This is a genomic window from Kitasatospora sp. NBC_01250 (assembly GCF_036226465.1).
Classification (GTDB): Bacteria; Actinomycetota; Actinomycetes; order Streptomycetales; family Streptomycetaceae; genus Kitasatospora.
In genome coordinates, this window is the sequence record NZ_CP108476.1 from 7,084,017 (window position 1) to 7,097,627 (window position 13,611).

9 protein-coding genes are annotated in these 13,611 nt (G+C 69.2%); 6 read left to right on the top strand and 3 right to left on the bottom strand.

The features are described from left to right. The 6 genes from OG500_RS30040 to OG500_RS30070 all read left to right on the top strand — a co-directional run bounded on the left by OG500_RS30040 (nt 1) and on the right by OG500_RS30070 (nt 6,967). On the top strand, nt 1-1,416 hold the full coding sequence (locus OG500_RS30040) for a sulfate adenylyltransferase subunit 1 (protein ID WP_329584592.1): 1,416 nt from the start codon (nt 1-3) through the stop codon (nt 1,414-1,416). A gap of 604 nt (nt 1,417-2,020) precedes the next feature. Next, complete coding sequence (locus tag OG500_RS30050; protein ID WP_329584594.1) at nt 2,021-2,653, top strand: restriction endonuclease; 633 nt, start codon at nt 2,021-2,023, stop codon at nt 2,651-2,653. Between the two features lie 104 nt (nt 2,654-2,757). Beyond that, nucleotides 2,758-4,644 (top strand): DUF4357 domain-containing protein, encoded by a 1,887-nt coding sequence (locus tag OG500_RS30055; protein WP_329584596.1) that lies wholly within the window; start codon nt 2,758-2,760, stop codon nt 4,642-4,644. Continuing rightward, complete coding sequence (locus OG500_RS30060; protein WP_329584598.1) at nt 4,641-5,846, top strand: McrC family protein; 1,206 nt, start codon at nt 4,641-4,643, stop codon at nt 5,844-5,846. Before OG500_RS30055 ends, OG500_RS30060 begins: the two co-directional genes overlap by 4 nt. Nucleotides 5,847-6,225: 379 nt before the next feature. Continuing rightward, nucleotides 6,226-6,408 (top strand): hypothetical protein, encoded by a 183-nt coding sequence (locus OG500_RS30065; RefSeq protein WP_329584600.1) that lies wholly within the window; start codon nt 6,226-6,228, stop codon nt 6,406-6,408. Nucleotides 6,409-6,676: 268 nt separating this feature from the next. Beyond that, nucleotides 6,677-6,967 (top strand): hypothetical protein, encoded by a 291-nt coding sequence (locus OG500_RS30070; protein WP_329584602.1) that lies wholly within the window; start codon nt 6,677-6,679, stop codon nt 6,965-6,967. Between the two features lie 88 nt (nt 6,968-7,055). Here OG500_RS30070 and OG500_RS30075 read toward each other — a convergent pair whose 3' ends face one another. From OG500_RS30075 to OG500_RS30085, 3 genes are all read right to left on the bottom strand, one after another. Then, a complete protein-coding gene (locus tag OG500_RS30075; RefSeq protein ID WP_329584604.1) occupies nt 7,056-8,084 on the bottom strand; it encodes an RNA ligase family protein in 1,029 nt (342 codons plus the stop codon). Between the two features lie 374 nt (nt 8,085-8,458). Next, entirely contained in the window at nt 8,459-10,543 is a 2,085-nt protein-coding gene (locus tag OG500_RS30080; RefSeq protein WP_329584606.1) for a hypothetical protein, read from the bottom strand. A gap of 262 nt (nt 10,544-10,805) precedes the next feature. After that, on the bottom strand, nt 10,806-13,592 hold the full coding sequence (locus OG500_RS30085) for a pPIWI_RE module domain-containing protein (RefSeq protein WP_329584608.1): 2,787 nt from the start codon (nt 13,590-13,592) through the stop codon (nt 10,806-10,808). Nucleotides 13,593-13,611: the final 19 nt, after the last annotated feature.

Genomic DNA, 13,611 nt, shown 5'->3' on the forward strand with positions numbered 1-13,611 from the left:
ATGGTCAGCATCACCACCGGCGACCAGCCCCCCGACGCCCAAGTCCTCGGCGCCACCTCGCTGCTGCGCTTCGCCACCGCCGGCTCCGTCGACGACGGCAAGTCCACCCTGGTCGGCCGCCTGCTCCACGACTCCAAGTCGGTGCTCACCGACCAGCTGGAAGCCGTCGAACACGCCTCGCGCAAGCGCGGCCAGCAGGCACCGGACCTGGCACTGCTCACCGACGGCCTGCGCGCCGAACGCGAACAGGGCATCACCATCGACGTCGCCTACCGCTACTTCGCCACCGCCCGGCGCCGCTTCATCCTCGCCGACACCCCCGGCCACGTGCAGTACACCCGCAACATGGTCACCGGCGCCTCCACCGCCGAACTCGCCGTCGTCCTGGTCGACGCCCGCAACGGCGTCGTCGAACAGACCCGCCGCCACGCCGCCGTCGCCGCCCTGCTACGCGTCCCCCACGTCGTACTCGCCGTCAACAAGATGGACCTGGCCCACTACGCCGAACCCGTCTTCGCCGCCATCGCCGCCGAATTCACCGCCTACGCCGCCTCCCTCGGAATCGGTGACATCATCGCCATCCCGATCTCCGCACTCGCCGGCGACAACGTCGTCGAACCCTCCGCCCACATGGACTGGTACGGCGGCCCCACCCTCCTCGAACACCTGGAAACCGTCCAGACCGGCACCGACCCCAGCACCGACCCGGCCCGCTTCCCCGTCCAGTACGTCATCCGCCCCCAGTCCGAGGAACACCACGACTACCGCGGCTACGCCGGCCAGCTGGCCTCCGGCGTGCTGCGCACCGGCGACACCGTCACCGTCCTCCCCTCCGGCCACACCACCACCATCGCCGGCATCGACGCCCTCGGCACCGAGACCGACATCGCCTGGGCCCCGCAGTCGATCACCGTGCGCCTCACCGACGACCTCGACATCTCCCGCGGCGACCTCATCGCCGCAGGCCCCACCCCTCGCCCCACCAAGGACGTCGAGGCCACCGTCTGCCACCTCCACGAACGCCCGCTGCGCACCGGCGACAAGGTACTGCTCAAGCACACCACCCGCACCGTGCGCGCACTGGTCAAGGAGATCAGCTACCGGATCGACATCGACACCCTCGAACAGCGCGGCGACACCCAGGAGTTGAAGGTCAACGACATCGGCCACGTCCTCCTGCGCACCGCCGAGCCGCTCGCCCTGGACGCCTACGCCGACAACCGGCTGACCGGCTCGTTCCTCCTGATCGACCCGGCCGACGGCGGCACCCTGACCGCCGCCATGACCGGCGAGTCCTTCACCCGCGCGACAGCCGATCCCGTGCCCGCCCCAGCAGAGCACCCCTCCGACGGCCCACCCCCAGCCCGTCACCCACAACGGCCCGCCTCTCGGGTGAACCACGGCACGATCAGCTGAACGCCATTGGCCACCATCCAGCCCTCGGCCTCGACCACCAGCCGCGTGCCCTTCTCGGGGGCGATCGCCTTCCCACCGACGCTGCACGGCCCACCCGCGACGACAGCGCCCTCGGTACCCGCGGCTACACCGGCACCCGCACGACCAGCGCCGGCCGGACCCGTTGCATCCACGACGCCCAGGGCCGCGTCACCACTCGCCGCCAGACCAGCCTGTCCGGCCGCACCGACACCTGGCGCTACACGTGGGACCTTGAGAACCGTCTCATCGCCGTCACCACCCCCGACGGCACCGAACGGGTTCTACCATTACGACCCTTTCGGCCGCCGCGCCGCGAAGCACTGTCCCGCCACCGGTGAACGGACCCTCTTCACCTGGGACGGCGCGACATCGCGTGGTCGAGGTGGACCAATCGCGCTGCTGGTTCAGCCGGACACGGTGCTGCGTCGGCATTGCGACTTTGCGACTGGTTTGGCTCGCGCCGCCGAGCACAGCCGCACTCGGCGTGGTCGAAGCCACCTGAGCCGGTCTGCCCGCCTTCCGGCCCCCACGCGCACTGTCGCTTTCGCGGGTGCCCTCGGCGCCACGGGCCGCCGTCCATCAGGTGTCGGGTTGGAGCGCCGACGTCCGGCGGGATGAGCGCGGGGCTGTCTCGCGGCGGCTCGACCTGGGAGAGCTCCTCTTCGGCGAGCCGTCCGTCGTCCCGGGAGTGGGGTCCGGCCGCGTCTCCCGGGCCAGGCTTGCGGAGGTCCTTGCCGAGCTGGTCGGCCTTCCCCGCGTCCTCACCGTGGACGGCAGGTCCGTCGGCCGGGAGGGCTTGCCCGCCCAACTGCCACAGACGGACACCCGGCCGGAGGGCTCGACCCTGGTCGACCGCGTCGCCCGCGAGCTGACTCGGATGGGTTTCGCAGACGTCGTACCGGACAGCACATGCAGCCGACTTGAGTCGGATATCTTCCGCGTCGAGTGGTGGAATCGCTCGAAGAGCGTGGGCCTCGGGGACGTGCAGCGACTGTACGGCAGCGCGGCCGCGCGACGCCGACGGCTGATGGTCGTGACGGAGAACTCCGCCACACGCCCCGCCCGCGCCTTCGCAGACGACGCGGGAGTTTACGTCTTCGTGGTGGATCCCGGCGACCGCCGTCTCGCTGCCTGCAACGATCTGGCCAGGGAGGTCGTACTCGACGAGTCGACCTGGCTCCCGGCGCGAGGCCTGGTGGATCGCTCGCCGGTGTGAGCGATATGCGCGAGACCTGACCCCTCGACCCGTTGCCCTCGCCGGTCGGTGGCAGGCCCTATTGTGCGTGCAGGATCTTCAAGGTTGAGGGGCGGGAACGGGTCGTGGAGGACGAGTACCAGGAGTTCAAGCTGCGGCTGGCAGTCGGAGGGCCGGTCGCCCGCGGGCGGCTGCTGCCGGAGAAGGGCAGCAACGGCAGCCAGAAGTTCCTGGTGTGCGCGGGGGCGCCTGCCAAGGCAAGTGTCGTGCCGTACTACGCGGAGCGCAGGGCATCCTCCTACCGCCTGCGGACGCAGCTGATCGAAGAGGGCAAGTTGCGCCCGTCCGAGAGTTGGCCGGGGTACCTCGAACTGACCGAGGATGTGGAGTGTGGCTCTCCCTCCGCCGCGGCGGAGATTCTGCTGGGCCGATCGGCCAACGGCTGGACGCGGTGGCGGACGAAGGATGACAGGCCGCTGTCGGAGTTCATGCCGGGCGTCTGGGCCGGCCCCAACCGTGCTTGGCTGGTTCGCGGTTCCAACGTCACCGGCCTCGACCTCGTCCAACGGCTGTGGCTGCCGGACGGCCTGATCAGCCTCGCAGCGTCCCGGCTGCGGCAGGGGGTCGGTCAGGGCACGAGCAAGGAGCAGTTGCGCGAGTTCGTCCAGGACGACTACGAGTCCACGGCCACGTACAGTCAGCAGCAGGATCTCGTCGAGCAGTTGCACGCCTTCCTCTCTCGGATCAAGCCCGGCGACATCGTGTGCACCATCTCCGGCGGGCTGTTCTACGTGGGTGAGGTGACCGGGCCGGCGGAGCAGATGGCCACCGAGGACGGCCGGTCCAACCTGCGCCGACCGGTGGAGTGGCAGAGCGAGGGGTACCCGTACTCCGACCTGCCCGAGGAGCTTCAGCAGAAGCTCTCCGTGCAGCACGACGTCGTCGATCTCACCTCCATGCAGTCTCTGATCAAGGGCCTCGGACTGAGCGACCAGGAGCTGGAGGAGGAGGCCGAGGCCATAGAGCGCGACCCGAGCGTCGAGATCCTCATCGCCCGGCGCGAACTGGCCTTGCCCGAGCCCACCCCCGAGCTCGCCCGAGGCCTTCTCGTCCATGACGTGACATGGCTCCGGGAAGTCCGCGACCTCCTCTGGGACGAGCGCCAGCTGGTGCTGTACGGCCCTCCGGGCACCGGCAAGACGTACCTTGCGCAGAAGCTCGCCGAGTTCCTGGGCGGAGGGCCCGAACAGGTCAAGCTCGTCCAGTTCCACCCCTCCTATGCCTACGAGGACTTCTTCGAGGGTTTCCGCCCTAAGGAGGACCCGGAGACCCGAGAGGTCGCATTCCGTCTGACCCCGGGCCCCCTCCGCGAGCTGGCCGACCTCGCCTCCCGCGAGGGCAACCGGCACGTACCGCATTTCCTGATCATCGACGAGATCAACCGGGCCAACCTGGCGAAGGTCTTCGGTGAGCTGTACTTCTTGCTGGAGTACCGCAACAAGTCGGTGCGGCTCACGTACTCGGGCGACGACTTCGCGCTGCCGCCGAACCTGTTCGTGATCGGCACCATGAACACCGCCGACCGGTCGATCGCCCTCGTCGACGCGGCGATGCGGCGTCGGTTCGCGTTCGTCGAGCTGTCGCCGCGCACCGAGCCGACCAGCGGCCTGCTGCGGCGGTGGCTCGCCGCCAAGGGACACGACAGTGAGCCGGCCGACCTGCTGGACGCGCTCAACTCCCGTATCGACGAAACGGAGTTCCGGATCGGACCCTCCTATCTGATGAAGCCCGGCGTCTACCGCGAGCGCGGCCTGGAGCGCACCTGGCGGACCAAGATCCTTCCGTTGCTGGAGGAGCACCACTACGGCGAAGGCATCGACATCGAGAAGCGGTACGGCCTCGCGGTGCTGCAAGCCGAATCGGCTGCCCGGCGTGCCAGGTTCGTCACGCAGCCGGGCGACCTGGCCCGGGAGGACGAGGGCCGGTCCGGAGCCGGCCCGGCCGAGTCGTGACCATCGTCGAACTGGCCGAGCACGCGCCGGCGTTGTCGGTCCCGCTCCCGGATGCGGCCGGTCAGGCGCTTGCCGCCTCCCGCATCCTCGACACCGCCACCCCCGACCCCTACCGGCCAGGCCACTGGACACTGCGCGCCGGCAGCAAGGTCGGCGCGGTGACTCTGGGCGTGCCGGGCGGCGAACCCGTCACCGTCCGCATTACCCCCAAGGTGCCCATCGCCCGTCTCTTCTTCCTGATCGGGTACAGCCTCAACCCGCACGGCTGGCGCGACGGCCAGGTCGAGCTGGGCGAGCGTCATGACCTCCTGCCGGCCCTCGCGCACGCCGTGGAACGACAGGTGGACCGGGCTCTGCGTCAGGGGTTGCTGCAGGGATACCGCGCCGTTGAGGACAGTTCGCTCGTCGTCCGCGGCCGGATCCGGGAGACCGAGCAGATCCGCCGCCGCTTCGGCGCGACCCTGCCGGTCGAGATCGCGTACGACGAGTTCACCACCGACATCGCGGAGAACCGCATCCTGCGCGCTGCCGTCGAACGGCTGCTCCGGCTGCCGGGCGTACCCCAGAACGTACGTCGCCGCCTGCTCCACCAGCGCTCCCGCCTTGCCGACGTCACTCCGCTGGTGCGCGGCCAGGCCATCCCGTCCTGGCACCCGACTCGCCTCAACTCCCGCTACCACCAGGCCCTCCATCTCGCTCGTGCGGTTCTCGATGGGTCCTCGCCCGAGCACTTCGCCGGCGGACTGCGCATCGACGGCTTCCTGTTCAACATGAACAAGCTCTTCGAGGACTTCGTGACGCTCGCCCTGCGCGAGGCCTACCGGGCAACGGACCTCACCTGCCGCCTCCAGGACCCGCACCACCTCGACGAGGCCTCCCTGATTCGGATGCGGCCGGACCTCGTCCTGTACGGGCCCGCCGGAACCCCGCAGGCCGTCGCCGATGCCAAGTACAAGGCCGAGAAGCCCGACGGCTATCCAGACGCCGACCTCTATCAGATGCTTGCCTACTGCACCGCCCTGGGCCTGCCGGAGGGACACCTCGTGTACGCGAAGGGCAACGCCCCGCACACGGCCCATCAGGTCCGTCAGGCCGGAATCGTCATCCATCAGCACGCGCTGGACCTCGACCGGTCGCCCGCCGAGCTGCTGGGCGAAGTCCGCTCTCTGGCCAGGCAGATGGCGGCCGACCGAGCGGTCTGACCACGACCTGCAGATCCGTCAGGGCCAGGGATTCCGCCAGTGCCCAACTCGCGTTCGCGAACAGCTTCCAGGAGAGCTACGACGTCCTGGAGAAGCCGGGGCGACGCAACTCCTGGAGGTCGGCAACGTCGTCGCCATTGAGCAGTTGACGCCGGCACCGTGCCTGCCGAGGATCCCGGCGGGGAGGGGAACGACAGCCTCGCCGGGTACCGGTCACCGCTGCACGGCCGCAGGCCGCACCTCGACGGGCACAGCTCCGAGCAGGCGGAGCTCGCCGCCCTCGTCGACCGGGTGCCGAACTGGATCGCCCGGTCGCGAGGGTAAGGGACAGCCCCCCGCACCGCAGGTAGCCGGAGTGCGGATTGCCACGATGCATGCCATGAAGGGCCTCGAATTCCAGGCGGTCGCCGTACTCGGTGCGACCGCCAGTGCGGTGCCCCTCGTCCGCGAGATCACCCCGGCTGCCGTGGACCGCCCGCCGCACGAGACGGGTCTGTTGCGCGAGCGCTGCCCGCTGTTCGTGGCCTGCACCCGTGCCCGTGAGGCGCTCGCCGTCTCCTGAAGTGCGGCGCCGAGCGACTTCCTGCCCGTGCGCGCCCGAGTGGAAGGGTCGGTTGCCCTTGACCAGTGGTGGCGGGTGCAGGCCACCGGTCGTAAGCCCTTCACGGGCCAGCGTGGCGGCCTGCTCGCTGAGCTGGGCCGGCTTCCTGGCGCACTCGTCGAACTCCTGGAGCATACGGAAGGCAGCGCCGTAGCGGCGTTGCTCCTCGATGCCCATCCGGGGGATGCGGGAACCGCGGGTGTCGACCCGGAAGGTGCCACTGGCACCGGTGGAACGGCGCCTGTTGGCGGCCGGTGAGAGCGGCACGACGGGCGAACTCAGCCAACGCTGGGTCTATTTCCTGGCCGTGCCGGATCGGTCCAGCAGCTGGGCCGCGAGTGAGCAGGATGCTGCCGATGCCACAGGCTGGGTCGAGGATGTGTGCCGTCCTGGGGAGGGGGTCCGCGAAGTGCTGCACGGTGCGCACGATCTGGGGGAGGAGACCTGGTCGGATCCCGCGCGGCGGGTGACGTCCAGGAAACGCTCAGTCAGAGCCGCAATGCAGCGCCGTCGCCAGTAGGAGACGGTGGCCCTGGTCACGCCGGCCAGGCGGGTGATCTCGGCACCGGTGATCAGCTGATGACATCGGCTTCCGCATCCAGCGCCCGTCACTGGGAAGTGTGGCGATCCTTGGCGTCGAACGCTGCCAGGGCGTGGGCTCCGGGCCATAGTGCTTGCTCCAGGGCGTGCAGGAGCTCATCCTCGAGTCCTCCCAGGGCTTCGGCGAGTTCCTCCGTTACGTCCTGGGTGATCTCCCTCGCGACGGCGTTCGGGGGAGTGCGGGGTCCGAGCTTGCTGACCGCGGCGGCCGCGCGGGTGGGGGTGAGGAGTGCCGATGCCTGGACCAGGAGCCAGGCGGGGATCCCGGCCGCGCCCTGCGATGGGGGGAGGTAGGGACGTGCGCCGTCGAAGCGTGCGTCCTCCGCGAAGGCCTTCTGCTTCACCTTCACCATTGGCCGCAGGTCGGTGCCTGCGGGATCGGCCTCCCGCCATTCGCCGGCCGGTTTGAGGATGTAGCCCTCGGCGAGGTTGTCCATCAGTTCCGGAAGCCCGAAAAGGATTGGGACTCTGGTGGGGAAGGCGCTGGGCAACTCCTGAAGCCTGTTCAGCGCGCCGTACCCGAGCGCCGGAACGCAGTTGAGCCCGGCGGGGGTTGCGGCTTCACGCAGCGCACGGTCGGAGAGCCACCACCGGCCGTCAGCCCGCTCGACCGAGGCCTCGAACGGCAGCCACTGCAGGCCCGGTGCGTACCACACGCCGGTCTGCACCGGCTCGACTCCGGCAACGACGCGAACATCCGGATGCGGGTAGCAGCCGCCTGCCAGTTCGCCGTAAACCGTCACTGCGGCAGTGTTGCCCCAGCTGCTGCGCACTGACGAGGCGAAGCGGGCTGCCGCCACCGAGAGCGCCGGCCAGACCCTGCTGACGCCGAAGAAGTCGTCCAGTGCATCGTCACCCAGCAGCTCGCGCCGTTTCGCCGGACGAACTCCGGATCCGTCGCAGACCACCGCGAAGTGCGCCCCGTGCACCTTCTCCACCGCGACCCACTCCCGGCTCCCGGATCCGGCAGGCCGCTGCCTGGCAGAGACCTTGGGATAGGGCCGCCACGTGGGACTCGCGGAGGTGGTGTCGGACATGCAGGGATCATCGCCGTGCAACCCGATGACGGGCAACCGAGATTCACCGCCCCGCGCAGACTGCCCGGCAGCCCCAAAAAGCAGATGACCTGATCAAGTGCCGGATCAGGTCATCTGACATATGTGTCCGAGGCCGGACACAACCCATACACACATGCCGTTGCTGCGTGGGGAGCTGTGCCTGTAGCGATCGACGGCTTGGTCTCGGATGGGTGAGGCCCGGGCTTCCTTCGTCCTCTGCAGAGAGTGTGCCAGTGCGCAGGGGGCTGCGGGAAGGGCGGCAGCTGGATTTCACTCGTTCGAGTGGCCTTCACCTGGGGCCGGGGCCGAAGACGTGGACGGAGTCCGCAGTCAACAGCCCCCGGCGGCCGGGTTCAGCGTCGCCGCTTGCGCTTGTCCCGTGTGCCGCCTTTGCGGGCGCGGGCGGCGTTCTGGCGGCCGAGCTGTGCGGAGCGTTCCCACAGCGGGCCGTCGGCCAGGGAGCGGAGCGCGGCAAGCCCGGCTTGGTCGGGGTGCCCCGAGGCCAGGGCGGCGGCGATGATCTCGCGGGCCTGCTTGCGGCCTTGGGAAAGCAGGGAGTTCATGGCGGAGTCCTGTCCTGCGACCTCCAGCAGCTGGAGCAGGCCCTCGGCCAGAATCAGCAGCGACTCCGGCTCGGTGAGGTCGTCCGGGACGAGGATCTCGCGGCGGGTGAGGACGCTGAGCGCGGTCGGGGCGAGCTGTGGATCGCTCCGTAGGGCGCGCAGGAGATGCTCGCCCGCGCCGTCGGGCAGGGCGGTGGTGAGGGTGTCGAGTATGGCTTCGGCGCGGCTGCGCCACGGTGTGTCGCGTACGGCCTGGACGAGTTCCGCGAGCGCGGCTTGGTCTCCGCCGTGCGCGGCTGTCCACGTGGCGAGTTCGGTGCGGGCGGAGTCGGGGTCGTAGTGCTCGGCGAGGACGCCGAGCAGCCCGCCGGCCGGGGCGTCGGCGAGTTCGCCGACGAGGGGAGCGTCGCGGCCTTCGGCGAGCAGCTGTAGCCGCACGGCACGGGTGCCGAGGTCGGTGAGGCGGATCAGCTCGACCGGGCCGGCGGTGAGTTCCTTGCGCAGCTCCTGCGCGCGCTGTGGTGCGTCGGGGTCGGGGGCCGGGGCGCCGAGGAGGAAGGCGAGCTCCGGCGGCATCCCTGGAGGCAGCGTCGGCGCGGACGGCACGGCCGGCATGTCGAGAAAGAGCGGGTGGGCCATGCCCTGCTCGCGAGTGAGGATGCCGAGCCGCTCCAGGGCGTCCAGGACGTCGTGGAGGTCGGCGTCGGCTGCCCGGAGCCACATCCGCTCCTGCGCGGTGTCGTCGCCGCTGAAACGGTAGCGGGCGCGGTAGGCCAGGTGGGTCGATTCCCGCAGCCGGGGCCAGGGCATGGGATGGGGGAGGCTGTAGAGGGTGTTGAGGATGTCGGGCAGGATGTCCTCGTACACGGCATAGAGCATCGAGGTCGGCCGGTAGCCGTCGCGGTCACCGATCAACGCCTCGCGCAGCTCGAAGAGTGCCTCAAAGGCCCGCTGCCACAGCGCGAGCGGGTCGTTGAGGACTGGCCGGGCCTTGGCAACCGCGTACAGGCGGCCCTTGGCCGGGCGCACCAGGCGGGCCTTCTTCGCCCACTCGAAGACCAGGTTGAGGAGCGGCAGGTCGGCGCTGCTGCGCGGCGAGCCTGGACGGTCACCGGTGCGAAGCGTGGCGACGAGCTCGCGGGCGTCGGCGATCTTGAGCCGTCCGAGTTTCGTCAGTTCCCGCCCGTCCTTCCCGGCCCACTCGGCGAGAGCGGCCAGCTGGCCGATGAGCGGGACCGCTGTCGCGGTGGTTCGAAGCTCGTCCTCAGCGGGCAATGTGACGGGCAGCTGGGGCTCAGCGCGCGCCATCTGGGGCGGGCCGGTCACCTGGTGGCGGCGAGCGATCGCCTCCAGCGCCGCCTCGTCGTAGGGGACTTCGCCACGACGCGCGCGCTCCGTGAACCGCTCCATCGCTACCTGGTCGAAGATGTCGACGCCCTGCTCGGCGGCGGTGGTCGCCCAGAACTTCGCCATCCCCCAGCGAGTCCGGTCGGCCATGGCCTCGGCGAACATGGGCGACACCGCGTCGATCGCGCGCTCCAGGACATCGAGCGGCTCACCGCGTGGATCGTCCAGCCCCATGGCGCACAGGTAGCTCAGCAGCGTGCGCAGCCCTGCGGGGCCGTCCGCCGTTGGCTCGCCGGGCAGCTGGGTGAGCATGCGCGGCAGCCAATCGAGCAGGAACTCCTCCACATGCCGCGCCTGCCACAGCCCCAGCCGACCATCGACGGTGCCGCGATGGCGGTAGTCCAACGCCGACTCCACCACCACGGGCTCCGCCGCCAGGCCCTGCGCCCGGCTCCAGGCCGCAAGGCGGCCAGTCAGCAGCTCGCAGGTTGCCGCGTAGCCGTCCTCGTCCTCGGGCTCGAAGAACATGCGCATGGATCAAAGGCCTCGCTCGGGACGGCACTGCGGACGCCGTCAGCGTACCGACTTCGGGACGGCCACGGTGCCGACCGGCCAGGAGCGCCTGCGGGCCGAGTGCCGGCGCGATCGGTGCTCGTCGCCGCAGGCGTAGCGATCGCCAGTTCGGCTTCTGCCCGCTCCCGTCCGAGCCACCGACTCACGTTCCCGGGCGGCTCCAGCCTTACGCGCTCGTGCTGTTGAGGGCTCCCTCGTACAGTACGAATTCGCATCGTCAGTCAAGGGCTTCCCCCTCACTGAATAGGTCGAAGGACAACTGTTCGGGCTGATCCGGACTGGCCTCGGTGTCGGCGCCGGCCTTCTCTGCTTCTGCGTGAGGGAGGGCATAGTCGGAGGTGAGTTCGGCCAGGTGAAGGATCAGTGGGAGACCGAGTCCGTCCCGGTAGTCTTCGCTGAACCGCTGCTGGTGCAGGTACATCGCCCAGTCCTCCGCCGAGTCACCCGCCTGGAGGCCGACCATGGCGAATTCCAGCAGCTCAGGGTTCCAGGCGTTCTTCCGCGGCTTGAACTCGGACTTACCCTTTGCGTTCAGGTGCGGCGTCAGCTTCGCGGCGTCGACACTCAGGGTGTGAGTGCTTGCCTTGTCCGTGGTGCTGTAGAACACCCGGTCAGCTTCAGCCTCGCCCTCTGGCACCCACAGGCCCTTGGCGATACCGCCGCGGCCTTCGGGCTTTGGAGCCCACCACTCGGGGGTCTCGTCACGGTCGCTGGTGGCCACGCGGACGATGCGAAGTTGCTTGCCCTGGAGGGCAAGTCGCTGCAGTGGACCGCCGCCGATCTGGATGCGGTCCTGGACCAGACCGTTGTTCTGCAGCCATGGCCAGCGGTAGCGGGTGTTCTGCGCGTGGGTGACGACCAGCGTCGGCTCGCCGCGCATCTGGTAGAGCGTCGTTCGTACGAAAGCCGCCGTGGCGTCGGACTGCTGCTGAGCGGTCTTCAGTTCTTCGGGGCGGATCTTCCCGGTCAGAGCCTTCAGCAGTTCCGGATAGGGCACCCAGGACTGCATGTCGGCACTGCGGCCCATGACGCAGTCCTGGCCGGGACGCACCAAGATAGCGATGGGTGTGAACTGGGTGTAGTAGGTGGGGCCGTCGTGCTGCCGCTTGACGAGCCAGAATGCGACCTGATTCAGCCGCGTGGGGATGATGTCGCCCAGCGTGTGCTGGGGAACGAAGCGAACTCCGAGCTGGCGCAGCCCGTCGGCCCAGCTGGCTGCAGCGCGAAAGCCGGAGTCGTCCTTTTCATCGGCGGCCTCCGGATCGCGAGGCCGAATGAACTGACTGACGGTGTCGGCATCGGCGCAGCCGAGCCGCAGGGCGAACTTGGGATCGGTGGTCCGCTTCTTGAACGCGTCCTTCCCGTCAAGCTCGACGAAGGTGAGCTTCCCGGGATAGTCGACGGATTGCGAAAGCTGCCTGAGGAAGGCGGAAGTCTCGGTGCGGCGGTCACGGATCGCCTGGTCCTGCTCGGCTCCCTTTCGGGGAGCCCGTTCGTCTCCGAGAGGGGCGCCGAGAGCACCGAGCGGCCGGGCATGGATGCGAACTGTCAGCTCTGGTGCCTCCCAGGACCAAACCGAGGGCCCGCTTTCGACCCGGTACTCGGACAGGTTGAGGCTGCTCTCGGCGGCCCGGATCAGATGGTCCCGCATGGCATCGGACTGGTAGAGCAGGAACGTGGACAGACCGTGTCGACCGACGGCAGCCGCGACGAGGGAGCGACGTTCGCCCGCATTTCGCATGGCGACCTGCTCATTGAGAGCCGCGATCTCAGCAAGCTCCGCATCGGTCCCCTCCTTCGGGACCGATGCGTTTCGTTCAAGCACGCGAGTGGGTGTCTGTCGCTTGATGGAGCTGCGCCGGAGAGCACCGACTGGTTTGAACTCTGGCTCCAGTGCCTGGCCGGCCCACTCCACCAGGCGCCGGCGCTCACTGGGCATCAGTCCAGCCCCGATGGCGTGACGGCCCATCATGGTGTGATGGACCACTGCGGCGGTCACACCGTCTCGACCTGCGATCCAGGTCTCCGGCTCTTTGGCCAGGACATCGGGTGAGGGCAGATTGTCCAGCGCGGACAGGCGCGGCAACAGACCCTCCGGGCCGCCGTGCGCCCAGCCGGTCTTGCGAGTCTTCCTGTCCCAGGCCAGTTGCGCGACGGCAAAGCGTGCCGGGGCCGGCGCGTCCGCGACGAAGGCACTGTCGGCGAGGAGGAAGGTGGACGCACTCCCCTCGGATGGCAGCCAGACTGGGCCATTGACCCAACGACGGATACCAGCCCCAAGGTGGAGTCGGGGAATGGGTGAGAAGGGCACGGTTCGCAGCGAGACCCGAAGGACTGCAGAGTAGTGCCATACCCGTTGACCGTCGTCCTTGGTGCGGCTGATCTCCTCAAGAGGCGGCCAGGAGACCAACTCAGCACCATTGGCTCGGGCGTCGCCCGCGACCTGACGGAAGTGGAGGCGCTCGCCGCCGTGCTCGTACGGTTGCAGCCGGGCGATGCGAGCGGCGAGAGTCTCGGTGAGCAGGCGGTACAGATGAGGGGCGGGCATCGCTGTGCCGCCCTCGGAGCGGGACTGTTGGAGCATGTCGATGCCCACGAGGTTCCACCGCAGCGACCTCGTGTCGAGAGAGCGCACCGTGTCCTTGAACAGTGAGTACGCCTCGGGGCTCGGCTGCATGTCGCGGAGCCACGCATGGATGAAGGTGTCCATCACCGCAGGTGGGTACTCGGCGTCTGCGTAAAGCCAGGGCGTTGCTGCGTCGAACGAGGCGGTGGCGTCCACGGCTACCAGGTCGGGAGCCACCGCCCGCATGGCCTGGTTGAGCTTGCGAATCGGCACGTTCTTGATCTTCGCCTGGCTCTTCTCCGGCTTTCCGTGCCGGTAGAGGTCGAGGATCGGCCGGCGCCAGGCCGCGGGGAACGTGAGCGCGTGGTGCGAGGTGTAGAACGGACCAGCGCTCGGATCTGGGACGAAGGCGGCGGGCTGGATCGAATCATACGCCATGTCGGTTGGTCTCCTTGGG

Bases quoted from the DNA above. Each gene is read 5' to 3' on its own strand.
- OG500_RS30080 (WP_329584606.1), bottom strand. From the start codon at position 10,543: ATGTTCTTCGAGCCCGAGGACGAGGACGGCTACGCGGCAACCTGCGAG.
- OG500_RS30040 (WP_329584592.1), top strand. From the start codon at position 1: ATGGTCAGCATCACCACCGGCGACCAGCCCCCCGACGCCCAAGTCCTC.
- OG500_RS30065 (WP_329584600.1), top strand. From the start codon at position 6,226: ATGAAGGGCCTCGAATTCCAGGCGGTCGCCGTACTCGGTGCGACCGCC.
- OG500_RS30075 (WP_329584604.1), bottom strand. From the start codon at position 8,084: ATGTCCGACACCACCTCCGCGAGTCCCACGTGGCGGCCCTATCCCAAG.
- OG500_RS30085 (WP_329584608.1), bottom strand. From the start codon at position 13,592: ATGGCGTATGATTCGATCCAGCCCGCCGCCTTCGTCCCAGATCCGAGC.